The organism is Klebsiella sp. CB_Kp196, assembly GCF_040061575.1.
GTDB classification, from domain to species: domain Bacteria; phylum Pseudomonadota; class Gammaproteobacteria; order Enterobacterales; family Enterobacteriaceae; genus Klebsiella; species Klebsiella michiganensis.
This window is the reverse complement of record NZ_JBEAFH010000058.1, coordinates 17594-42536: the sequence shown is the minus strand read 5'-3', so window position 1 is coordinate 42536 and position 24943 is coordinate 17594. Positions and strand designations below refer to the sequence as shown.

Here is a 24943-nt window from a genome sequence, read left to right as displayed (position 1 = left end):
TGTTAGACAACCATAGGGTCTGCTTTTATAGACGATACGGCACTGTATTCCATTTTAGCGATGTGGCCTTCATCATCGCCAAAAAATATATTAGCGATGGTGAGATTATGATTTTGCGGTTTTTGCATAACAGTTAATGCGGTGCGGCCTTGTACCACCTTATTGTGATCTGAAAAATCAGACCAGTCGATGATCACAAAGTCACGGGATTCTGTAAATCGCTGTTTCAGTTTGAAAAGTATATCTTTATAGTGTTGGAAAATGATAGCTGGACATTTAGCAGTAAAAACGTCACCATTTTTTCTTGCTAAGACAAAAGGAATGACATCAGGGACTGATAACTTTATTTCAGTATGAGATCCATTTTCAGTAATCAATAATCCTTCCGTATTGTCCTTGAGTTTCTTTTTTATACTTTCGATGGACCGATTTTTACTGGTTCGCTCGGAAAAAACCATTAATTTATCGCGTTTGATGAGAGTATTTTTTTGGATAAAAAATTCAATTTCCTCAGGAAGTTCTCCAGCCGTTTGCGGTTCTGATATCTTTTCGAGTTGAGGGAGAGTACAGCTATCTTCAGAACAGGCAATCCCGAGATCGTCTACCAGAATACCGTAAACGAGTTTGATATTTTTTTGATATTTACTGATAAGTTTTTTTCCGAAAGCAACGGCATCAGATAGCGTGTTAAGCGCAAACTCGTCTGCGCCAAATTGCCGATTGAAATGACCGCCTTCGAGATAGACCACGAGCTTACCGGTACTTGTGGAGTAACAATTTTCGATTATAACTTCCAGGGACGAATGATAATCACCTTTAGGTACTATTTCCTTTTCTAATGACATGACGCTACCTTGCGCTTTATTTAAGAAAAAACTCCCCAGCAACAGCCAGTAAAAGGGGGGAAAGCGAGGCGTTCAGCAAATATTGTAGCATTCGAATGAGGAGAGAAAATCCGAAATATATTCTTTCTGTATTCGCCATGACTCAAAAATATAAATACAATTTGTGGCCTGTGTCAAGCAAGGTAAAAATGAGAACCTCAATCACAACGGATAATTATGAGATAATATCGTAATGAAACATAAATCACTTATATTTCTAATGGGTATAGTTTAAAAGACCAGGAATAATAGTTCATGATCGATGGAGATTTTGTCAAAGCAGATTTGTAGTTGCAGAAAAATCCATGACGCCGGGAGACTGAAAATCGAGGCAAATCCCGGCAGCCCATCTTTCAGCCTTCCACGCAGACAAGGACGAGGCCCGGCGACAAGTCAGCGGTTATATTCTGGTGAATGACCATAGCGCCAGGCTTCATCATGACAACAGTGTGCTGAAGCCGGAAGAATCAGATAGCAGATACCCTTTTTACTGTAAAATCGTCGCCAATATGGCTTACCAGGTCAAAAAAGGGTTCTGCTGTTTTAGCCGGATGTTGTGGAAATCCCACAGGGCTACATTAGCCTTCGTGCAGCCCGCACTCTCTTTTCAGGCCAAAGAAGCGCGTTTCTTCCTCCGCCATCCCCGGCTCCCATTTGCGGGTGGTGTGGGTATCCCCCACCGACAAATAGCCCTGATCCCACAGCGGGTGATACTTCAGGCCGTGCTTTTGCAGATACTGATAGACGGTACGATTATCCCAGTCGATGATCGGCAGCACCTTAAACACGCCGCGCTGGATCGCCAGCACCGGCAGGTGGGCGCGGCTGCCGGACTGCTCGCGGCGCAGGCCCGCAAACCAGGTTTGCGCATTCAGCTCTGCCAGCGCCCGGTTCATCGGCTCAACTTTGTTGATATCATTGTATTTTTCAATACCCTCAACGCCCTGCTCCCACAGCTTACCGTAGCGCGCCTCCTGCCAGGCGGCGCTCTCCTTCGCCCGATAGATCTTCAGGTTCAGATTGAGTTTGTCCGTTAACTCGTCGATAAACTGGTAGGTTTCCGGGAACAGATAGCCGGTATCGGTCAGAATGACCGGAATATCCGGGCGCACCTGATTGACCAGATGCAGGCTCACCGCCGCCTGAATACCAAAGCTCGAAGAGAGCACATATTCGCCCGGCAGGTTTTCCAGCGCCCACGCGACGCGCGCTTCCGCGCTCAGCTTTTCCAGCTGGCTATTGGTTTCCGCCAGCTGCAAAACACGATCGACCTTCGGTAATGCGTTCAGCGCGTTTAGATCGAGTACGGACATAAGAACCTCGCTTGCCTGTTTCGCCGGGCGGTACTGCGTTTGCCCGGCCTACAAAACCCACAGGCCCGGATCGCTGCTCGCCACCGGGCACCTGGATGTTATTCCCAGAAATCACGGGCTGGGTCGAGCACCGGGCGAATGATGCCCGCACGCACCGTAAAGTCGCCGAAGCTTTCACCCGCTTCGCGCTCTTTCGCCCAGCGCCCTACCAGTTCGTCGATCGAATCGAGAATTTCCGACTCGGTAATGTTTTCCCGATACATACGCGGAATACGCGTCCCGCTGCGGTTGCCGCCAAGATGCAGGTTATAGCGGCCCGGCGCTTTACCGACCAGCCCCACTTCCGCCAGCATCGCGCGGCCGCAGCCGTTCGGGCAGCCGGTAACGCGGGTAACGATATGCTCGTCGCCAACGCCATGTTTGCTCATCACCGCCTCGACTTTATCGATAAACGACGGGAGGAAACGCTCGGCTTCCGCCATCGCCAGCGGGCAGGTCGGGAACGACACGCAGGCCATAGAGTTTTCGCGCTGCGGCGTGACGGCGTTCATCAGGCCGTGATCGCGGGCCAGCTTCTCGATCTTCGCCTTCTGATCTTCCGGTACGCTGGCAATAATCAGGTTCTGGTTCGCCGTAATGCGGAATTCGCCTTTGTGGATCTTCGCAATCTTCAGCAGGCCGGTTTTCAGCGGGCGACCCGGATAATCAAGGATACGACCATTTTCAATAAACAGCGTCAGGTGCCAGTTATTGTCGATACCCTTCACCCAGCCGATACGATCGCCGCGGCCGGTGAATTCGTACGGACGGATCGGCTCAAACTTGATGCCCGCCCGACGTTCCACTTCCGCCTTAAAGGTCTCAACGCCAACGCGTTCGAGGGTGTATTTGGTTTTCGCATTTTTACGATCGGTACGGTTACCCCAGTCGCGCTGGGTCGTGACCACCGCTTCCGCCACCGCCAGAGTGTGCTCCAGCGGCAGATAGCCAAACTCGCTCGCCGTACGGGCGTAGGTTTTCTTATTGCCGTGCTCAATCGATAAACCGCCGCCGACCAGCAGGTTGAAGCCGACCAGCTTGCCGTTTTCGGCGATGGCCACGAAGTTCATATCGTTCGCGTGCAGATCGATATCGTTCTGCGGCGGGATCACCACGGTCGTTTTGAACTTACGCGGCAGATAGGTCTGACCGAGGATCGGCTCTTCATCGGTGGTGGCGACTTTCTTCTGATCCAGCCAGATCTCGGCGTAGGCGCGCGTGCGCGGCAGCAGGTGCTCGGAGATCTTCTTCGCCCATTCGTAGGCTTCAGTATGCAGCTGGGACTCGTACGGGTTAGAGGTACACAGCACGTTACGGTTCATATCGTTGGCGGTGGCCAACGCGTCCAGCCCGACCGAATGCAGCATCTGGTGCACCGGCTTGACGTTCTTCTTCAGAATGCCGTGGAACTGGAAGGTCTGACGGTTGGTCAGACGGATACTGCCGTAGATGGTGTTATCGGCGGCGAATTTATCGATCGCCTGCCACTGTTTGGTGGTGATCACCCCGCCCGGCAGGCGGCAGCGCAGCAGCATCGCGTGACGCGGCTCCAGCTTCTGCGCCGCGCGCTCGGCGCGGATATCGCGGTCATCCTGCTGGTACATACCGTGAAAACGGATCAGCAGAAAGTTATCGCCTTTAAAACCGCCGGTCAGGCCGTCGTTCAAATCTTCCGCAATGGTGCCGCGCAGGTAGTTGCTTTCGAGCTTCATGCGCTCGGCATCAGTCAGTTTACCTTCGACCACCAGCGGGCCTGGATGTTTTTCGCTCATTAGTAGACATCTCGCTGATAACGGCGCTCAACGCGCAGCTCACTTAAAAATTCGTCCGCCGCTTCGGCGTCCATCGCGCCGTATTCGGCAATCACTTCCAGCAACGTCTGCTCAACGTCTTTTGCCATACGATTGGCATCGCCGCAGACATAAATATGGGCGCCGTCGTTAATCCAGCGCCACAGTTCAGCCCCCTGCTCGCGCAGCTTGTCCTGAACGTAGACTTTTTGTTGTTGATCGCGGGACCAGGCCAGATCGATGCGGCTCAGCAGACCTTCTTTGACGTAGCTTTGCCACTCCACCTGATAAAGGAAATCTTCGGTAAAGTGCGGGTTGCCGAAGAACAGCCAGTTCTTACCTTCCGCGCCTTCCGCCGCGCGCTGCTGCATAAAAGCGCGGAACGGCGCGATGCCGGTGCCGGGGCCAATCATGATCACCGGCGTCTGCGGGTTGGCAGGCAGACGGAAGTTATCGTTATGCTCGATAAAGATGCGCACTTCGCCATCTTCTTCGACGCGGTCAGCCAGGAAGCTGGAAGCGCCGCCGGCCCGAGCGCGGCCTTCGATGTCATAACGCACCACGCCAACGGTGACGTGAACTTCGCTTTCCACTTCCGCCTGCGAAGAAGCGATCGAGTACAGTCGCGGGGTCAGCGGGCGCAGCAGGTCGACCAGCGCCTGGGCATCCAGCTGCGCCGGGGAGAAACGCACCATATCGACAATCGGCGTGGTCGCGGCGTAATGCTGGAGCTGTGCCTTATCGCCCACCAGCGGCAGCAGGGATTCGCTGCGGGTTAAGGTGGCATAATTTTCCACGATGTTACCGGTGTTGACCGTCAGCTCAAAGTGCCACTCCAGCGCTTCGGCGAGCGGCAGCGTTTTGCCGTCAACCGTGACCGGCTCCTCGCCCGTCAGCCACAGCAGCTCTACCAGCTCTTTCACCAGAGCCGGATCGTTCTGGTACCAGACGCCCAGCGCATCGCCCGGCTGATAGCGCAGGCCGGAGTCGCCGAGGTCGATTTCAATATGGCGCACATCTTTTTCAGAATCGCGACCGGTAATTTTTTGATTCACCGCCAGCGTCGCGGTCAGCGGCGCTTCTTTGGTATAGGGGCTGGTGTGGATCTCGTTCACCGATCCGCTGGCAATCAGCTGAGACGGGACGGCGGCAGGGGCGCGCGCTTTCAGCGCCTCAACCACCCGAGCGCGCCATTCGGCGGCGGCGGCCTGATACTCTACATCAGCATCAACCCGGTCGAGCAGGCGTTCACCGCCCAGTTCGGCCAGCTTATTATCAAAATCTTTGCCGGACTGGCAGAAGAATTCATAGGAGGTATCGCCGAGGCCAAACACGGCAAATGCGGTATCGGTCAGCTTCGGCGCTTTCTTCGAAAACAGGAATTTATGCAGCGCGACGGCTTCTTCCGGCGGCTCACCTTCACCCTGCGTTGACGTCACCACGACCAGCAGCTTTTCGGAGGCAATTTGTTTGAATTTATAGTCGCCTGCGTTGACCAGCTTCACGTTCAGCTGCGCGGCCTGCAGATCGTCGCGCAGCGCTTCAGCGACGCGGCGGGCGTTGCCGGTTTGCGATGCCGAAATCAGGGTAATGGAGGGTACTTCAGCCGCCTGGGCTGGTGCAACAACCGCCGCGCCGGGCTGCTGGTTCAGCACCCCCCAAAAATAGCCGGAAACCCAGGCCAGCTGGGTGGGCGTGAAGTCAGTCGTGGCCGCCTGAAGGCGCGCCATTTGCTCCGGACTCAGCGGTAGCAAATTGGAAGGTGGGGCCTGTGTCGTCATGCGTTGTTATGTTCCAGTAAGCAAAGCTGTGATTCACGCCCTGTCAGCGTGATAAACAGAAGATAATGTATTTACTCTAAATAATTCGAGTTGCAGGCAGCGACACAGCGCCCATCAGGGCAAAGCCCAAGGCTGGGCCGAGTTATTGCCAACGCACATGCGGCTCGAAGTATGACGAGTGAGTAGGTTAACGGTGCAAATAGTAACAACTAAATAAAGGATGGAAATAACAAATAACCAAATGGACTAACCTGTTTTAGTTATAGTTATTAACAACAAAATCGATTAAATAAGCCTATGAAATATAGGCAATTAATTTGAACAGGCTGGATGAATGTGGCTATTTTCCGCTCAGGGCCGTTTTAGTTAATGCGAAAAAATGTGCTTTCCGGTACCCTACGGCGGTTTTTTGCCATATTGAGAAGAAAAGATGTCCACCACGCTGTTTAAAGATTTCACCTTTGAAGCCGCTCACCACCTGCCGCACGTGCCGGAAGGTCATAAGTGCGGTCGCCTGCACGGCCACTCTTTTATCGTGCGCCTGGAGATTACCGGTGAAGTCGATCCCCATACCGGGTGGATCATGGATTTTGCCGAGCTGAAGGCCGCGTTTAAACCCATCTACGATCGCCTCGACCATTACTACCTAAACGATATTCCCGGGCTGTCCAATCCGACCAGCGAAGTGCTGGCAAAATGGATCTGGGAGCAGATGAAACCGCGGGTACCGCTGCTGAGCGCGGTGATGATCAAAGAAACCTGCACCGCGGGCTGCGTCTATCGCGGCGAGTGATAGTGCCTTTAGCTGAATAAGACCCTGATAGCCCTGCGCTATCAGGGTTTTTTATATCACGCGATATTGAGGTACTTGTGCGTCTGCATCGATAAGCGCCAGTTGCGGGCGATACAGGTTTCGATGCACAGGCGCGTCGCGTCATCTTTCTGGCTAATCGGCTGAAGCGCGATAATACGCGGCTTTTCATCGGCCAGCGTTGCCAGCAGCTCATCCAGCGCTTCGATATCGCGCACGCGTCCAACCGGATGTTTAATTTCATCAGCCCGCTGTAGCGCCTGAGAGAGTACGTCATAGCCGCCGCGCATGTTCACCTTTGGCGACACCGTCACCCAGGTATGCGGCGTGCAGCGCACTTCATGGGTGCCGCTGGTTTCAATCTGGCAGCTAAATCCGTTTTGCTCCAGTAAAGAGGTTAACGGCGTTAAATCATGAATGCAGGGCTCGCCGCCGGTAATGACCACGTGGCGGGCCGTCCAGCCCTGACGCCCGATGATAGCCAGCAGATCTTCGCTGCTCGCCGGGCCCCATTTATCGCTCTCTTTGGTTTTTGCCAGAATGCTGAACAGCGACACTTCCCGATCGGCAAGCTTATCCCAGGTATGTTTGGTATCGCACCAGGCGCAACCAACCGGGCATCCCTGTAAACGAATAAAAATGGCGGGAACGCCGGTGAAGTAACCTTCGCCTTGCAAGGTCTGGAACATCTCGTTAATCGGGTACTGCATAATCATCTCTGCTTAGGGTTGTGAGCGCGCATTATCGCAGATTTGCCCGCGCAGATCTTGTCCCGCGCTGCGCCGCGTGGTGGGTAGAACCTAAACCTTAATGATAAACCTCCGGCAGCTGGCCGATTCCATTATCCCGCACCGGCTGATTTAATTAGCCTGATAATCATCAGGCGACTATTAAGCGGCACGGCTAAAATTTTTGGTGTAACAAAACATGTATAATTTTGAAAGCCAAAAATAAAATAACAAACTTAAAAATAATAAATTTCAACGATGTACAAATGGATACACGAAATAATGAATTTATTGTCATAGCTTAGGGTCAAATTCGATCCACGACGCTAAATTATCTTAAAATAACCTTAATAAACCGCACCTTATGTTCATTTTCCATTTAATATCCGTTTAATTTTCCGCGCCTAGAATCCAGTCAACCAACCATAATGAGACTGCATTCATGAATACATTATTAATTACTGGCGCGACCGGTTTTCTCGGTGGAGCAGTGTTAGAAAGCATTCTGAATAAAAAGAATGCGCCTAATCTATTACTGTTAGTTCGTGCAGATAATAGTGTAGCTGCCGTAGAACGGGTAAAGGAAAACCTGCGAAAATTCAATATTAGCGAAGAGAGATTAACGGCCCTGACGCCCGGCAACATTCTGCTGGGGGATCTGGCCAATCCGCAGCCCTTTCTCGACGACCCGCGCCTGAATCAGGTTACCCACGTGCTCAACTGCGCCGCCGTCGCCTCATTTGGTAATAATCCGCTTATCTGGAAGGTCAACGTCGAAGGCACGCTGCAGTTTGCCCGGCGGATGGCTCAGGTCGGCGGCCTTGAGCGCTTTCTGCACGTGGGCACCGCGATGTCCTGCTCGCCAGACCCCGATTCGCTGGTAGCGGAAAGCACGGCGTTTCGTGAACGCGCCGAGCATCTGGTCGAGTACACCCACTCTAAATCAACAATTGAGCGTCTCATGCGGCAGGAGTGCCCAACGCTACCGCTGGCGATCGCCCGTCCCTCTATTGTTGTTGGCCACACTCATCACGGCTGTCAGCCCTCCAGCAGCATCTTCTGGGTGTTCAGCATGGGGCTGATGCTGCAAAAATTTATGTGTTCGATGGAAGACCGCATCGATGTAATCCCCGTCGATTACTGCGCCGATGCGCTGCTGATGCTGCTTACCAGCCCGCTGGCGCGCGGAGAGGTGGTGCATATTTCCGCGGGAGAGGAAAACAGCGTAAGGTTTGCGGATATCGATAACGCGATGGCCTCCGCCCTCGAGCAGGCGCCGGTCGGCGATAAATACGCGCAGGTCAGCTATGAAACGCTGGTCAAAATGCGCCGTGAGCTGAAGGCTATTTTTGGCCCCTGCAACGAACGGCTGATGCTAAAAGCCATGCGCCTGTACGGCGCCTTCGCCACGCTTAACGTACGATTCAGCAACGACAAGCTGCTCAGCATGGGTATGCCAAAACCGCCGCGCTTTACCGATTACATTGACCGCTGCGTACAGACCACGCGCGGGCTTTCTATCCCGCAGCAAATGGCGGTAGATTTTAAGTAGCCGCTTTTGCAGGTATAAAAAAAGCCAGCCCGAAGGCTGGCTTTTTCATATCAGATTAAGACAGGCTTATGCCTGACCTTTGATCTCTTTACGACCGTTGTACGGTGCTTTTTCGCCCAGCGCTTCTTCGATACGAATCAGCTGGTTGTATTTAGCAACGCGGTCAGAACGGCTCATAGAACCAGTTTTGATCTGGCCTGCAGCGGTACCCACAGCCAGGTCAGCGATGGTCGCATCTTCAGTTTCGCCAGAACGGTGAGAGATAACGGCAGTGTAGCCAGCGTCTTTCGCCATTTTGATCGCAGCCAGAGTTTCGGTCAGAGAACCAATCTGGTTGAATTTGATCAGGATGGAGTTAACGATGCCTTTCTCGATGCCTTCTTTCAGGATCTTGGTGTTGGTTACGAACAGATCGTCACCAACCAGCTGGATTTTGTCGCCCAGTACTTTAGTCTGGTATGCGAAACCGTCCCAGTCAGATTCGTCCAGGCCATCTTCGATGGAGACGATCGGGTACTGTTTGGTCAGCTCTTCCAGGAAGTGGGTGAATTCTTCAGAGGTGAACGCTTTGTTGCCTTCGCCGGCCAGAACGTATTTACCGTCTTTGTAGAATTCAGAAGCCGCGCAGTCCATCGCCAGGGTGATGTCTTTGCCCAGCTCGTAGCCAGCAGCTTTAACCGCTTCAGCGATAACAGCCAGCGCTTCAGCGTTGGAGCCCAGGTTCGGCGCGTAGCCGCCTTCGTCACCAACAGCGGTGTTCATACCTTTAGCTTTCAGAACTTTAGCCAGGTTGTGGAACACTTCAGAACCCATACGTACGGCTTCTTTCAGGGATTTAGCGCCAACCGGCTGAATCATAAATTCCTGGATGTCGACGTTGTTGTCAGCGTGCTCGCCGCCGTTGATGATGTTCATCATCGGAACCGGCATGGAGTATTTGCCCGGGGTGCCGTTCAGCTCAGCGATGTGCTCGTACAGCGGCTGACCTTTAGAAGCAGCGGCAGCTTTGGCGTTAGCCAGAGAGACGGCCAGGATGGCGTTCGCACCGAAGTTAGATTTGTTTTCAGTACCGTCCAGGTCGATCATGATTTTGTCGATGCCAGCCTGATCTTTGGCATCTTTGCCAAGGATTGCCTGAGCGATCGGGCCGTTAACCGCGCCAACAGCTTTCAGTACGCCTTTACCCATGAAACGGGATTTGTCGCCATCGCGCAGTTCCAGCGCTTCGCGGGAGCCAGTAGAAGCACCTGACGGAGCAGCTGCCATACCGACGAAACCACCTTCCAGGTGTACTTCGGCTTCAACAGTCGGGTTACCACGGGAGTCGATGATTTCACGACCGATGACTTTAACGATTTTGGACATTAGGTTTTCCTCAGTACAAGTTAAACTAAAACTCCAGACAAACAATGCACCCGGATGGGTGCATTGCCGTTCTAACTCTTTTACTTCGCCTGACGCTTCTGGTACTCGCCTGCGGCTTTCACAAAGCCAGCAAACAGCGGATGGCCATCACGCGGCGTCGAAGTAAACTCCGGATGGAACTGACAGGCGACGAACCACGGATGGTTAGGCACCTCGATGATCTCGACCAACTGATCATCCCCGGAACGGCCCGCAATACGCAGGCCCGCATTTTCAATCGGCTTCAGCAACATATTGTTGACTTCGTAGCGGTGACGATGGCGTTCGGTAATGGTTGGCTCGCCGTACAGCTGGCGCACCAGGCTATCTTCAGCCAGCTGGCACTGCTGCGCGCCGAGGCGCATCGTGCCGCCGAGATCGCTCTTATCAGAGCGGACTTCGACATTACCGTCTTCATCACGCCATTCGGTAATCAGGGCCACGACCGGGTACTTACAGTCTGGCACAAATTCCGTTGAGTTGGCGTTTTCCATCCCCGCTACGTTGCGCGCGAACTCAATCAGCGCAACCTGCATCCCCAGGCAAATGCCCAGGTATGGAATGTTGTTTTCACGCGCGTAGCGCGCGGTGGCAATCTTACCTTCAACCCCGCGATAGCCGAAGCCACCAGGAATCAGGATTGCGTCTAAATTCTTCAGAATTTCGACGCCGCGCGTTTCCACATCCTGCGAATCAATCAGCTTGATGTTGACGGTGACGCGATTTTTCAGACCGCCGTGTTTCAGCGCTTCAATCACCGATTTGTAGGCGTCCGGCAGTTCAATGTACTTGCCGACCATACCAATGGTGACTTCACCTGCCGGGTTCGCTTCTTCGTAGATAACCTGTTCCCATTCGGCCAGGTTCGCTTCCGGACAGTTTAAGCTGAATCGTTTACAAATATAATCGTCCAGACCCTGAGATTTCAACAGGCCCGGGATTTTATAAATGGAATCGACATCTTTCATCGAAATAACGGCTTTTTCCGGCACATTGCAGAACAATGCAATTTTGGCACGTTCGTTCGCCGGAATAGCGCGATCGGAGCGGCAGACCAGAATGTCAGGCTGAATACCGATGGAGAGCAGTTCTTTAACGGAGTGCTGGGTCGGCTTGGTTTTGACTTCACCCGCGGCGGCCATGTACGGCACCAGGGTCAGGTGCATAAACAGCGCGTTTTCACGACCGATATCCACCGCCAGCTGGCGAATCGCTTCAAGGAACGGCAGCGATTCAATATCGCCAACGGTGCCGCCGATTTCAACCAGCACCACATCATGGCCTTCACCGCCGGCCAGCACGCGCTCTTTGATCGCGTTGGTGATGTGCGGAATAACCTGAACGGTGGCACCCAGATAGTCGCCGCGACGCTCTTTGCGCAGGACGTCAGAGTAAATACGACCCGTGGTGAAGTTGTTGCGACGGGTCATCTTGGTGCGAATGAAACGCTCGTAGTGACCCAGGTCCAGATCGGTTTCAGCGCCGTCTTCAGTAACGAACACTTCCCCGTGTTGGATTGGGCTCATGGTGCCCGGATCGACGTTGATGTACGGATCCAGTTTCATCATGGTCACGTTAAGCCCGCGGGCTTCGAGAATGGCTGCGAGGGAAGCTGCGGCAATGCCTTTACCCAGAGAGGATACGACCCCGCCGGTCACAAAAATATAGTTCGTTGTCATGCTGAACCTGAGAAGTTAGGTTTAAAAGACGATGGAATAACCAGGACGGGAAAGCAGTATACCCGATCATGACTGACGCCACAAACTTTCATTATCCCTCCTTTTCATCAGGCCCACACAAACGCAGGGAGTGAGAAAATAGCCGCTTTTGGCGAAATGTTTTTGACGTAAATCAAGCGCTTGTTATTTAAAAAATCACACAAATAGCGCTTGATCACGAAAACTCTTTAGAGATCAGTTTCCTGGCGTTTTACTTCCTGCCACACCCGCTCCATGGTATCGAGGTCAACGCCGGTCATTTCCAGGCCGCGCGCGGCGACAATCCGCTCAACTTCGCGGAACCTGCGCTCAAACTTCAGGTTGGCTTTTTGCAGCGCAACTTCGGCTTTTACCCCTAAATGGCGGGATAAATTGACCGTCGCAAACAGCAGGTCGCCCACTTCCTCCTCCAGTTTAGCTTCATCCACCACGGCCTGCTGCGCTTCGTGCATCACTTCATCTATTTCTTCGTGCACTTTATCCAGCACCGGCCCCAGAGAGGTCCAGTCAAAGCCTACCGCCGAGCAGCGTTTCTGGATTTTATGCGCGCGCATCAGCGCCGGAAGGCTATGCGGGATGTCGTCCAGCGCGGAGTGCTGGGACTTTTCCGCTCGCTCAGCGCTTTTGATCTGTTCCCAGCGGGCCAGCACTTCGCTGCTGCTACCGGCGCTCGCCTCGCCGAAAATATGCGGATGACGGCGCTCCAGCTTGTCGCTGATGGCGGCGCAGATATCGTTAAAATCAAAGCGCCCCTCTTCCTGCGCCATCTGAGCGTAGAAGACGACCTGGAACAACAGGTCGCCCAGCTCACCGCGCAGATCGTCAAAATCTTCGCGGGCGATAGCGTCGAGCACTTCATAGGTTTCTTCAAGGGTATACGGCGCGATGGTGGCAAAGGTCTGCTCTTTGTCCCACGGGCAGCCGTTTTCCGGATCGCGCAGACGCCGCATAATGCCGAGCAGGCGTTCGATTTGAGTCATAAGTCTGTCCTGATAAAAAAATGCCGGGTGGCGGTAGCGCCTGACCCGGCTGACATAAGCGTGGGAGTTTATCCGCCGTGCAGACGACGGGCGTCGATGACGTCAGGTACCTGATTCAGCTTCGCCAGTACGCGCCCCAGCACCTGCAGGTTGTAGATCTCAATGGTCATATCGATCGTCGCCATCTGCTGTTTAGTATCGCTGCGGCTGGCAACGCCCAGCACGTTGACCTTCTCATTGGCGAGAATGGTGGTGATGTCGCGCAGCAGGCCGCTACGATCGTTGGCCTGGACGCGCACCACCAGCGAGTAGCCCGCCGAGTAGCTCTCTCCCCACACCGCGTCAACGATGCGCTCGGGAGCATGAGACTGTAGCTCCGCGAGCTGATCGCAATCCGCGCGGTGCACCGAGATCCCGCGGCCCTGGGTGATAAAGCCCACGATCTCGTCGCCGGGAATCGGCTGGCAGCAGCGCGCAATGTGGTGCATCAGATTGCCGACGCCCTCCACCACCACGCGACCATTGTCTTTGCTGCGATTCTGCGGAGCGTGGGTTTTCTGCTGCAGCTGCTTTAACGCCGCCGCATCCTGCTCCGCCGCGCTGGGTTTATTAAACTGCGCCTGCAGGAAATTAACCATCTGGTTGAGGCGAATATCGCCCCCGCCAATCGCCGCCAGCAGTTCGTCCTGCTCGTTAAAGTTGTAGCGCGGCAGCAGATGCTTTTCCGCGTCCTTCAGGCTGATGCCGAGATGCTCGAGCTCATCATCAAGGATCTGTCGCCCGGCAAGAATATTCTTGTCGCGATCCTGCTTGCGGAACCAGGCGTGAATTTTGGAACGCCCGCGGCTGGTGGTGACGTAGCCAAGGTTCGGGTTCAGCCAGTCGCGGCTAGGGTTGGGCTGCTTCTGGGTGATGATTTCAATCTGGTCGCCCATCTGCAGCTGATAGGTGAACGGCACAATACGCCCGCCGATTTTCGCCCCGATGCAGCGGTGGCCGACATCGCTGTGTATATGGTAAGCAAAATCGAGCGGCGTCGAACCCGAAGGCAAATCCACCACGTCGCCCTTCGGCGTAAAGACATAAACCCGGTCATCAAAGACCTGGCTACGCACCTCATCCAGCATCTCGCCGGAATCGGCCATCTCTTCCTGCCAGGCGATCAGTTTACGCAGCCAGGCAATGCGATCTTCATAGCCGCGCCCGCCGCTGGCCGCTGCGCTGGCGCCCTCTTTATACTTCCAGTGCGCGGCTACGCCCAGCTCGGCATCTTCATGCATCTGGCGGGTACGGATCTGAATTTCAATGGTTTTTCCGCCGGGGCCAAGCACGACGGTATGAATTGACTGGTAGCCATTAGGCTTGGGATTGGCGACGTAATCATCGAACTCATCCGGCAGATGGCGGTAATGAGTATGCACGATCCCCAGCGCGGCATAGCAGTCCTGCAGGCGCTCGGCGACAATACGCACCGCCCGCACGTCAAACAGCTCGTCGAAGGCGAGATGTTTTTTCTGCATTTTGCGCCAGATGCTGTAGATATGCTTGGGACGCCCGTAGACCTCAGCCTTGACGCCCTCGGTTTTCATTTCCGTGCGTAAATGGCTGACGAATTCATCAATATAATGTTCACGATCGATGCGCCGCTCGTGTAACAGCTTAGCGATTCGCTTATATTCCGCCGGATGCAGATAGCGGAAGCAGTAATCTTCAAGCTCCCACTTCAGCTGGCCGATCCCCAGGCGGTTGGCCAGCGGCGCGTAAATATTGGTACACTCTTTTGCCGCCAGTACGCGCTCATCTTCCGGCGCATCTTTCACTTCACGCAGATGGGCGATACGCTCGGCGATTTTAATCACCACGCAGCGGAAGTCATCGACCATCGCCAGCAGCATGCGGCGAATGTTGTCCACCTGTTCAGAGGAGACCGAATCCGTATGGGTGGCTTTAAGCTGGCGTATCGCGGCCATGTCCCGCACGCCGTGGATCAGGGTGACGACCGATTTCCCGACGCTCTCCTGCATGATCTCTTCGCTGACGACGTTGCCGTCCGCCAGCGGGAAAAGCATCGCCGCGCGCAGCGTATCGATATCCATGCTCAACATGGAGAGAATTTCCACCATCTCCACGCCGCGCCATAGCAGGAGATCGGCCTGCGGATGCCCCTGCGTTTTCTCTCGACAATAATCCCAGGTTTCGGCTAAGCGTTCACACGACTGCTGGCTGGAAATTCCCAGACTCGCGATCCATTTCTTCGGGTCAAATTCACCAGCTTTATTTAAATGTGCACTTCTTACCGCAACCATTGTCCTCTCCTTAAGGGACCGCCTGCCGAAGTCGGCAAGCCTCAACTTTTACACTTCATCCTTCAAACCGCGTCAACGCTGGCGTTCGTCTTTTATCTCAGTCACCTGCTTCTGAGGATGCCGCTTCACTGCGATTTGAATGATTCTTGTGCTCAAACAACACCATTGATTCCAGATGTCCGGTATGCGGGAACATATCGAGCATCGCCAGGCGTTGAATGGTATATCCCGCCTGCAATAAAACGTCGCTATCGCGCGCCAGGGTCGCCGGGTTACATGAAACATACACCACCCGACGCGGCGCTAATTTTATAATATGTAACATAACGCCCGCCGCGCCGGCGCGCGCCGGGTCGAGCAAGACCTTATCAAAACCGTGCTTCGCCCACGCCTGGCGGGTGACGTCCTCTTCCAGGTTCTCATGGAAGAAAGTCACATTATGCAACCCGTTCAACGCCGCGTTCTCCTGGCCCTTCGTCACCAGCGCGGGAACCCCTTCAACGCCAACCACCTGCGCCGCACGCTTCGCCAGCGGCAGGGTAAAGTTGCCCATGCCGCAAAAGAGGTCCAGCACGCGATCCTGAGGCTGGATATCCAGCCATTCCAGCGCCGTGCGCACCATCAGCTGGTTTACGCCATCGTTCACCTGGATAAAATCGCGCGGACTGAACACTAAGCGTAGACCGTCCGAGGTATACCAGGGGGCTTCCCCGCGAATATGTTCCAGTATCTCGCTTTGCGGGGCGAGGTACAGGGAAAGACCGTGAGATTGCGAAAAACGTTCCAGCTTTTCTTTATCTGCCGCGGGAAGCGCCGCCGTATGGCGCAATACCATCAGCGGGCCGTTATCCGCCTGCACCAGCTCAACGTGGCCAAGCTGACGCACCGATTTCAATTCGCTAAGACATTCACGTACCGCGGGCAATAGCGCACCAAGAGTGGGCGCCAAAACGGGGCACTGCACCACATCGACGATCTCGCTGGCGTTAGCCTTGCGGAAGCCCATCTGTAATTGTTGGGACTTTGGCTGATAATTCAAGCTCAGACGCGCCCGGCGGCGATAGCCCCACGGCGAAGCGGCTATAATGTCATCAACGTCGCGCTTCATCAGCCTCGCGAGCGCGGCGCGTTTGCTCTGCTGCTGCAGTTCAATGCTGGCGTGCTGCTGCTGGCACCCGCCGCAGATGCCAAAATGCGGGCAGCGCGGCGCCTGCCGCTGCGGGCTATCGCTAAGACGGCGTTTAACCTGGGCGCAGGCGTACTGTTTTTTATCTTCGACCACAACAACGTCAGCCTGCTCCTGTGGCAATAAACCGCTGATAAACAGCGCCTTACCCTGATGACGCGCAACGCCCTGGCCGAAGGGGTCAAGGTCATTTACTGTAACGGTTATGATCTGGCGCGTCGTCACACGCCGTTTTGCAGAGTAGAATTGCGCCATCGTAGAGATTTGTCTCAATTAAATATACTGACTCTGGATAAGAGTTCGGTCAGGATGAGCCAGAGTAACAACGCACCAGCCTCCTGAAAGATGATGTGTATATTCTCCCATAATGGAACCGCATGACCAACTACAGCCTTCGTGCCCGCATGATGATTCTTATTCTGGCGCCTACCGTTCTGATCGGTCTGCTGCTCAGTATTTTCTTCGTCGCACACCGCTATAACGACCTACAGCGCCAGCTGGAGGATGCCGGCGCCAGCATTATCGAACCGCTGGCGGTCTCCAGTGAATATGGCATGAATTTGCAAAACCGCGAGTCAATCGGGCAGCTCATCAGCGTGCTGCACCGCCGCCACTCCGATATTGTGCGCGCCATTTCCATCTACGACTCGCACAACAGGCTGTTTGTCACCTCTAACTTTCAGCTCGATCCCGGCGAACTTCAGCTGCCAAAAGGGGAACCCTTTCCCCGCCGCCTGAGCGTGGAGCGCCACGGCGATTTGATGATTTTGCGTACCCCTATTATCTCTGAAAGTTATTCACCGGATGAATCGCCGGGAAGCGATGCCAAGATGCCGGACAATATGCTGGGCTACGTGGCGCTTGAGATGGATCTCAAATCGGTGCGGCTACAGCAGTACAAAGAGATCTTTATCTCCAGCGTGATGATGCTGTTCTGTATCGGTATTGCGCTGATCTTCGGCTGGCGTCTGATGCGCGACGTGACCGGGCCGATCCGCAATATGGTGAACACCGTTGACCGCATCCGCCGGGGCCAGCTTGATAGCCGCGTCGAAGGCTTTATGCTTGGCGAGCTGGATATGCTGAAAAACGGTATCAACTCCATGGCTATGTCGCTGGCGGCCTACCACGAAGAGATGCAGCATAACGTCGATCAGGCGACATCGGATCTGCGGGAAACGCTTGAACAGATGGAAATCCAGAACGTCGAGCTGGACCTGGCGAAAAAACGCGCGCAGGAAGCGGCGCGAATCAAATCCGAATTCCTCGCCAACATGTCCCATGAACTGCGCACGCCGCTCAACGGCGTCATTGGCTTTACCCGCCTGACGCTGAAGACCGACTTAAACACCACCCAGCGCGATCACCTGACGACCATTGAGCGTTCCGCGAATAATCTGCTGGCCATCATTAACGATGTTCTGGACTTCTCTAAGCTCGAAGCCGGGAAGCTTATTCTGGAGAGTATTCCGTTCCTGCTGCGCACTTCGCTGGACGAGGTGGTCACGCTGCTGGCGCACTCGGCGCACGATAAGGGGCTGGAGCTGACGCTGAATATCAAAAACGATGTGCCGGATAACGTCATTGGCGACCCGCTGCGCCTGCAGCAAATTATTACCAACCTGATGGGCAACGCCATCAAGTTTACCGAACACGGCAATATCGACGTGCTGGTGGAACAGCGCGCCATCAGCAACTCAAGAGTACAAATCGAAGTCCAGATCCACGATACCGGTATCGGGATTCCTGAACGCGATCAGTCGCGTCTGTTCCAGGCGTTCCGCCAGGCCGACGCCAGCATCTCCCGTCGCCACGGCGGAACCGGACTTGGGCTGGTCATCACCCAGCGGCTGGTGAAAGAGATGGGCGGCGATATCTCCTTCCATAGCCAGCCTAATCGCGGCTCGACGTTCTGGTTCCATATCAGCCTCGACCTCAACCCCAACGCGGTTCCCGACAGCGTGCCAACCCAGTGCCTGGCGGGTAAAAAGCTGGCCTATATCGAGGCCAACGCGGCGGCGGCGCAGTGTACGATGGAGCTACTGGCGACAACGCCGCTGGAGGTGGTTTACAGTCCGACGATGACCGCCCTACCGGATGCTCACTACGATATCCTGCTGGCCGGCATTCCCGTATCAATACGCGACCTGAGCCAGCATCGCGATAAGCTGGAAAGAGCCAGCAAGCTTGCCGATCATCTGGTGCTGGCCCTGCCGTGCCACGCCCAGGTCAGCGCCGAAACGCTGCGCCAGGACGGCATTGCCGCCTGTTTGCTTAAGCCATTGACCTCAACGCGCTTACTGCCGGCGCTGACGGCCTCCTGCCAGACGCAGCCGACGGTTCTGCCGCCGCGTTCCGATAGTAAGAAGCTTCCGATGACGGTCATGGCCGTTGATGACAATCCGGCGAATCTCAAGCTTATCGGCGCCCTGCTGGAGGATTTAGTCCAGCACGTTATCCTCTGCGACAGCGGCCAGCACGCCGTCGAGCGGGCCAGAGAAACGCAGCAGGATCTGATTCTGATGGATATTCAGATGCCGGAGATGGATGGGATCCGCGCCTGCGAACTGATTCACCAGCTCCCTCATCAGCAGCAAACGCCGGTGATCGCCGTGACCGCCCACGCCCTGGAAGGGCAGCGAGAGAAATTACTCAGCGCGGGGATGAACGACTATCTGGCGAAACCCATTGAGGAGGATAAGCTCTACAGCCTGCTGCTGCGCTACCAGCCGGGAAAGACGCTACCGCCGCAGGTCGCCGCGGAGCCTGTTGAGCCGCCCGTTAACCATGACATCACCCTCGACTGGCAGCTGGCGCTGCGTCAGGCGGCGATGAAACCGGATCTGGCGCGGGAAATGCTGCAGATGCTGCTCGCCTTTATGCCGGAGGTGCGTAACAAGGTAGAAGAACAGCTGGTGGGAGAACAGCCGGAAGGCGTGCTGGATCTTATTCATAAGCTTCACGGCAGCTGTAGCTATAGCGGCGTGCCGCGGCTGAAAAAACTGTGTCACACCCTTGAGAGCCAGCTACGCGCGGGCACCTCCGCCGAGGAGATGGAGCCGGAGTTTCTGGAGCTGCTGGATGAAATGGACAACGTCGCGCGCGAAGCCTGTAAGCTGTTGGGGATTTAGAGGATATAAAACGCGAGCCCCGGTCTGCGCTTCGCGACCGGGGGAAAACCTATAATAGCCGGCCCATTTTCAGCACAGCGGCGACGTTTCTCGCCGTCATACGCACGTTTTCGGCGGCATTTTCCAGTGCTTGCTCCAGGGTGCAAACGGAATAAATCACGCTGAATACCGCATCCAGGCCGTGCTGATGCACGACGCCGACGTCAGCCGTCAGGCTCCCGGCAATGCCGATGACCGGCAGGTTGTAGCGTTTTGCCACCCTCGCCACGCCAACCGGCACTTTGCCGTGAACCGTCTGGCTATCGATACGCCCTTCGCCGGTGATCACCAGGTCCGCATCCGCCACGATATCGGCAAGATGGAGCGCATCGGTCACAATCTCAATGCCCGGCCGCAGCTTTGCGCCGCAAAAGGCGTACAGGCCCGCGCCCATCCCCCCCGCCGCGCCGCCGCCTTCAAGATGCAGCACATCAAGTTCTAAATCGCGATGGATAATATCGGCAAAATGGGCCAGCGCGTTGTCAAGGCAGGAGATCATCTCCGCCGTCGCCCCTTTCTGCGGCCCAAATACCGCCGTCGCACCCTGTGGTCCCGTCAGCGGGTTGGTAACATCGCAAGCGACGTCAATACGACAGCCGGCCAGGCGTTTATCAAGTTCGCTAACGTCGATGCGCGCGAGGCTCTCCAGCGCGCGTCCGCCGGCGGCAATCTGCTGGTTATCTTTGGTCAGCAGTTTCGCCCCCAGCGCCTGTACCATCCCGGCGCCGCCGTCGTTCGTCGCGCTGCCGCCGATGCCGATAATAATTTGCCTCACTCCGGCATCCAGCGCATGGCGAATCAGCTCGCCGGTCCCCCATGAAGTGGTCAGCAAAGGATTTCGCCGCGCCGGCGGTACGCTCTCCAGGCCGCTTGCCGCCGCCATTTCAATAAACGCGCACTGCCTATCGCCCGACAGGCCATAGAAGGCCTCCACGGGTTCACCGAGCGGACCGGTGACGGTGACCGCAATCCGGCATCCCTGGGTCGCGGCAACCATGGCTTCAACGGTTCCTTCGCCACCGTCGGCAACCGGCAGCTTAACGTACTCCGCATCGGCGTAAATTTCCCGAAAACCTTGTTCTATCGCGGTTGCGACATCCAGCGCACTCAGGCTCTCCTTGTATGAATCCGGTGCGATCACTATCTTCATATGCTGTCCTTAAAATGAACGATTACCCGACGCCGTGCAGGAAACCGGTCCCCGAAGGGACCGGTATTTCTTTAGCGCACCATGCACGGACGCTTGTTATCAAACGTCCAGTTCGGGATCAAATACTGCATGCCCATCGCGTCATCGCGCGCGCCCAGGCCGTGTTTCTGGTACAGCTCATGGGCTTTCATCACCCGATCCATATCGAGCTCCACGCCCAGACCCGGTTTCGCCGGTACCTGTACCATCCCACCTTTAATTTCAAAAGGCTCTTTGGTCAGACGCTGGTTACCCTCCTGCCAGATCCAGTGGGTGTCGATGGCGGTAATTTTACCCGGCGCTGCCGCTGCCACGTGGGTAAACATCGCCAGCGAGATATCAAAGTGGTTGTTAGAGTGCGAGCCCCAGGTCAGGCCAAACTCGTGGCACATCTGCGCCACGCGGACGGAACCCTGCATGGTCCAGAAGTGCGGATCCGCCAGCGGAATATCGACGGACTGCAGCGACAGCGTGTGGCCCATCTGACGCCAGTCGGTCGCGATCATATTGGTCGCCGTCGGCAGGCCGGTGGCGCGGCGGAACTCCGCCATCACTTCGCGTCCGGAGAAGCCCTGTTCTGCGCCGCACGGATCTTCCGCATAGGCCAGAGAGCCTTTCAGGTATTTGCCAATTTTGATCGCTTCATCCAGCGACCACGCGCCGTTCGGATCGAGGGTCACGCGCGCCTGCGGGAAGCGCTTCGCCAGCGCAACGATGGACTCCGCTTCCTCTTCCCCAGCCAGTACGCCGCCTTTCAGTTTAAAGTCATTAAAGCCATATTTCTCATACGCCGCTTCCGCAAGGCGCACCACCGCATCCGGGGTCATCGCTTCATCATGACGCAGGCGATACCAGTCGCATTTGTCATCCGGCTGGCTCTGATACGGCAGCGGCGTGGCTTTGCGGTTACCGACGAAGAACAGGTAGCCGAGCATTTCCACTTCGCTGCGCTGTTGGCCATCGCCCAGCAGAGACGCCACGTTCACGCCCAGATGCTGGCCCAGCAGGTCAAGCATCGCCGCTTCGATCCCGGTCACTACGTGAATTGTGGTACGCAGATCGAAGGTCTGCAAACCGCGTCCACCGGCGTCGCGGTCGGCGAAAGTATTGCGCACGGCGGTCAGCACGTTTTTGTATTCACCCAGCGTCTTACCGACCACCAGCGGGATCGCGTCCTCCAGGGTGGTGCGGATTTTCTCTCCGCCGGGGATTTCACCGACGCCGGTATGGCCGGAATTATCTTTGATCACCACGATATTGCGCGTGAAGAACGGGGCGTGCGCGCCGCTCAGGTTCATCAGCATGCTGTCGTGGCCCGCGACCGGAATGACCTGCATAGAAGAAACAACGGGGGTCGAAAATTGTGCGCTCATAATTTAGTCCTTATTCAAATCAGTGACGGCCGAAAACGGGGCGTTTACGGTCAAAAGTCCATCCGGGGATCAGGTACTGCATTGGGCCTGCGTCATTACGCGCGCCGCCGGGCAGCTTTTTATACGCCTCATGCGCTTTCTGTACCTGCTCCCAGTCCAGCTCAACGCCAAGTCCTGGCGCGTCCGGAACAGCAATTTTTCCGTGCTTAATCTCCAGCGGATTTTTGGTCAGGCGGCAATCTCCCTCCTGCCAAATCCAGTGGGTATCGATGGCCGTGGGGTTACCCGGCGCCGCCGCGCCGACGTGGGTGAACATGGCCAGTGAAATATCAAAGTGGTTATTGGAATGACAGCCCCAGGTCAGGCCCCAGTCATCGCACAGCTGCGCCACGCGCACCGCGCCGGACAGGGTCCAGAAGTGCGGATCGGCCAGCGGAATATCCACGGCGTTCAGCATCACCGCATGGCCCATTTCGCGCCAGTTGGTGGCGATCATGTTAGTTGCCACCGGCAAACCGGTGGCGCGGCGAAACTCCGCCATCACTTCGCGGCCGGAAAAGCCCTGCTCGGCGCCGCAGGGGTCTTCGGCGTAGGTCAGCACATCGTTCAGCCCTTTGCACAGGGCGATGGCTTCATCCAGCAGCCAGGCGCCGTTAGGGTCGACCGTAATGCGCGCATCCGGGAAACGCTTCTTCAGCGCGCGGGCGGTTTCGATCTCCTGCTCGCCGGGCAGCACGCCGCCCTTGAGTTTGAAATCTTTAAAGCCGTAGCGATCCTGCGCGGCTTCCGCCAGCCGCACCACCGCCTCGCTGTTCAGCGCTTCCTGATGACGCAGGCGATACCACGCGTGGCTGCCCGGCGTGCTTTCCAGATAGGGCAGATCGGTCTTCGTACGATCGCCCACGTAGAACAGGTAGCCCAGCACGGTCACCGCATCGCGCTGCTTGCCCGGCCCCAGCAGTTCGCAAACCGGCACGTTGAGCGCCTTGCCCAACAGATCCAGCAGCGCAGCCTCCAGCGCCGCCACCGCGTTCACCCGCAGTTCGAACGTCCAGGCGCCTTTACCAAAGGTGTCAAAATCCGCGGCCTGGTTGCCTTTATGCACCTGCTGAACCACTTTATTCAGGCGGGCGATTTCCTGCCCCAAAACCATCGGGATCGCCTCCACCAGCGTCTGATAAATCACCTCGCCGCCGGGCGCTTCGCCGACGCCGGTATTGCCGGCGCTGTCGGTCAGCACCACGATATTACGGGTAAAGTACGCGTTATGGGCACCGCCGATATTGAGCAGCATACTGTCCTGCCCGGCCACCGGGATAACCTTCATGTCGGTGATAACGGGGCTCGATTGCGTTGTCATGATGATTGTCCTGCCACAGGTTTCAGTTCAATACGCTTAATATCGCCGACCAGAACCAGATAGCTCAGCACCGCCACCAGCGCATGGACGCCCACATAAATCAGCGCGCCGTTAAACGAACCGGTGGTGCCAACGATGTAGCCGATAGCAATTGGCGTCACGATACCGGAGATATTGCCGAACATGTTGAACAGACCGCCGCTCAGCCCGCTGATCTCTTTCGGTGCCGTATCCGCCATGACCGCCCAGCCCAGCGCGCCGATGCCTTTACCGAAGAAGGCCAGCGCCATAAAGCCGATGATCATCCACTCCACGTTGACGTAGTTACAGAACACCATCACCATCGACAGCAGCATCCCCATCACGATCGGCGTTTTACGCGCGATGTTCAGCGAGCCGGTACGACGCATCAGCCAGTCGGAAATAATCCCGCCGAGCACGCCGCCCGCGAAGCCGCAGATAGCCGGCACCGAAGCGACAAAACCGGCTTTCAGAATGGACATGCCGCGCGCCTGCACCAGATAAACCGGGAACCAGGTGATAAAGAAATAGGTTAAAGCGTTAATGCAGTACTGTCCGATATAGACGCCAATCATCATGCGGGAGCCCAGCAGCTGCTTAATTTGCCCCCATTTTACGCTAAACGGCACCTTAGCTTTGGCCGCCGCCTGATCCATGTTGATCAGCGCGCCGCCAGCGGCGATGTAATCCAGCTCTTTTTGGTTCACGCCCGGATGCTGGTTGGGTTCATGAATGACCTTCAGCCAGACAAAGCTGATGATAATCCCGAGTCCGCCCATAAAGAAGAACACGTGCGACCAGCCCACCTCATGGGTCAGCCAACCCATGATTGGCGCAAAAATAACGGTGGCAAAGTATTGCGCGGAGTTAAAGATAGCCACCGCGGTGCCCCTCTCCTGCGCCGGGAACCACGCCGCGACGATACGGCTGTTTCCGGGGAAAGATGGCGCTTCGGCCAGGCCGACAAGGAAACGCAGGGTAAACAGCGCGACGATAATGCCGAAGCCGCTGAAGATATCGACGAAGCCCTGCAGCAGGGTAAACATGGACCAGATAAAAATGGACCAGAAGTAGACGCGTTTTGAACCGAAACGGTCAAGCAGCCAACCGCCCGGGATTTGGCCGATCACATAGGCCCATGAAAACGCGGAGAAAACATACCCCATGCCAACGGCGTCAAGACCAATATCTTTGGCCATCTCCGATCCGGCAATGGATAAGGTGGCGCGGTCGCCGTAGTTGAAGGATGTGACGATAAACAGCATCACCACTATCCAGTAGCGAGCATTGGTGCGCTTTTCAGCGCCGCTCGCCGCCTGACTTAATGAACTCATTGTT

At 55.7% G+C, this 24943-nt stretch carries 17 protein-coding genes; 3 read left to right on the top strand and 14 right to left on the bottom strand.

The genetic code is table 11. From position 1 onward, the window contains the following. Window positions 1-2 precede the first annotated feature (2 nt). The 4 genes from ABLU87_RS21200 to cysJ form a co-directional block, all read right to left on the bottom strand. Complete coding sequence (locus tag ABLU87_RS21200) at window positions 3-845, bottom strand: hypothetical protein (protein ID WP_227633893.1); 843 nt, start codon at window positions 843-845, stop codon at window positions 3-5. A gap of 617 nt (window positions 846-1462) precedes the next feature. Continuing rightward, a complete protein-coding gene (gene cysH, locus ABLU87_RS21195; protein WP_122116669.1) occupies window positions 1463-2197 on the bottom strand; it encodes a phosphoadenosine phosphosulfate reductase in 735 nt (244 codons plus the stop codon). Between the two features lie 98 nt (window positions 2198-2295). After that, window positions 2296-4008 carry an assimilatory sulfite reductase (NADPH) hemoprotein subunit gene (gene cysI / locus ABLU87_RS21190; protein WP_122116670.1) on the bottom strand — a complete coding sequence of 571 codons (1713 nt, stop codon included), beginning with the start codon at window positions 4006-4008 and terminating at the stop codon, window positions 2296-2298. Next, a complete protein-coding gene (gene cysJ, locus ABLU87_RS21185; RefSeq protein WP_122116671.1) occupies window positions 4008-5807 on the bottom strand; it encodes an NADPH-dependent assimilatory sulfite reductase flavoprotein subunit in 1800 nt (599 codons plus the stop codon). The genes cysI and cysJ overlap by 1 nt, the downstream gene beginning before the upstream one ends. Before the next feature lie 430 nt (window positions 5808-6237). Here cysJ and queD point away from each other — a divergent pair, with 430 nt between their 5' ends. Beyond that, window positions 6238-6600: a 6-carboxytetrahydropterin synthase QueD gene (queD, locus tag ABLU87_RS21180; RefSeq protein WP_122116672.1), complete on the top strand. Its 363-nt coding sequence runs from the start codon at window positions 6238-6240 to the stop codon at window positions 6598-6600. Window positions 6601-6656: 56 nt separating this feature from the next. Here the strand turns inward: queD and queE are convergent, their stop codons facing one another. Further along, a complete protein-coding gene (gene queE / locus ABLU87_RS21175) occupies window positions 6657-7328 on the bottom strand; it encodes a 7-carboxy-7-deazaguanine synthase QueE (protein ID WP_004124321.1) in 672 nt (223 codons plus the stop codon). A 460-nt stretch (window positions 7329-7788) separates the two neighbouring features. On the opposite strand from queE, the gene ABLU87_RS21170 reads away from it, so the two are divergent. Next, window positions 7789-8898 (top strand): SDR family oxidoreductase, encoded by a 1110-nt coding sequence (locus ABLU87_RS21170; RefSeq protein WP_025106430.1) that lies wholly within the window; start codon window positions 7789-7791, stop codon window positions 8896-8898. A gap of 66 nt (window positions 8899-8964) precedes the next feature. Here ABLU87_RS21170 and eno read toward each other — a convergent pair whose 3' ends face one another. From eno to rlmD, 5 genes are all read right to left on the bottom strand, one after another. Next, window positions 8965-10263, bottom strand: coding sequence for a phosphopyruvate hydratase (gene eno, locus ABLU87_RS21165; protein WP_004124327.1), 1299 nt, complete (start codon window positions 10261-10263; stop codon window positions 8965-8967). 80 nt (window positions 10264-10343) lie between these two features. Next, window positions 10344-11981, bottom strand: a complete 1638-nt coding sequence (pyrG, locus tag ABLU87_RS21160; protein ID WP_004105009.1) for a glutamine hydrolyzing CTP synthase — start codon at window positions 11979-11981, stop codon at window positions 10344-10346. Between the two features lie 227 nt (window positions 11982-12208). Beyond that, the gene (mazG, locus tag ABLU87_RS21155) at window positions 12209-13000 is read right to left on the bottom strand and encodes a nucleoside triphosphate pyrophosphohydrolase (protein WP_014226596.1); all 792 of its coding nucleotides are present in this window, start codon (window positions 12998-13000) and stop codon (window positions 12209-12211) included. A gap of 68 nt (window positions 13001-13068) precedes the next feature. Further along, on the bottom strand, window positions 13069-15306 hold the full coding sequence (relA, locus tag ABLU87_RS21150) for a GTP diphosphokinase (protein WP_004853643.1): 2238 nt from the start codon (window positions 15304-15306) through the stop codon (window positions 13069-13071). A gap of 97 nt (window positions 15307-15403) precedes the next feature. After that, the gene (gene rlmD / locus ABLU87_RS21145; RefSeq protein WP_122116673.1) at window positions 15404-16747 is read right to left on the bottom strand and encodes a 23S rRNA (uracil(1939)-C(5))-methyltransferase RlmD; all 1344 of its coding nucleotides are present in this window, start codon (window positions 16745-16747) and stop codon (window positions 15404-15406) included. A gap of 122 nt (window positions 16748-16869) precedes the next feature. On the opposite strand from rlmD, the gene barA reads away from it, so the two are divergent. Then, window positions 16870-19623, top strand: a complete 2754-nt coding sequence (barA, locus tag ABLU87_RS21140) for a two-component sensor histidine kinase BarA (protein ID WP_122116674.1) — start codon at window positions 16870-16872, stop codon at window positions 19621-19623. Between the two features lie 49 nt (window positions 19624-19672). Here barA and ABLU87_RS21135 read toward each other — a convergent pair whose 3' ends face one another. From ABLU87_RS21135 to gudP, 4 genes are all read right to left on the bottom strand, one after another. After that, complete coding sequence (locus tag ABLU87_RS21135; RefSeq protein WP_122116675.1) at window positions 19673-20812, bottom strand: glycerate kinase; 1140 nt, start codon at window positions 20810-20812, stop codon at window positions 19673-19675. 71 nt (window positions 20813-20883) lie between these two features. Next, on the bottom strand, window positions 20884-22224 hold the full coding sequence (gene gudD / locus ABLU87_RS21130; protein WP_014226600.1) for a glucarate dehydratase: 1341 nt from the start codon (window positions 22222-22224) through the stop codon (window positions 20884-20886). A gap of 19 nt (window positions 22225-22243) precedes the next feature. Then, window positions 22244-23584 carry an enolase C-terminal domain-like protein gene (locus tag ABLU87_RS21125; protein WP_014226601.1) on the bottom strand — a complete coding sequence of 447 codons (1341 nt, stop codon included), beginning with the start codon at window positions 23582-23584 and terminating at the stop codon, window positions 22244-22246. Further along, window positions 23581-24939 (bottom strand): galactarate/glucarate/glycerate transporter GudP, encoded by a 1359-nt coding sequence (gudP, locus tag ABLU87_RS21120; RefSeq protein ID WP_004124361.1) that lies wholly within the window; start codon window positions 24937-24939, stop codon window positions 23581-23583. Before gudP ends, ABLU87_RS21125 begins: the two co-directional genes overlap by 4 nt. Window positions 24940-24943: the final 4 nt, after the last annotated feature.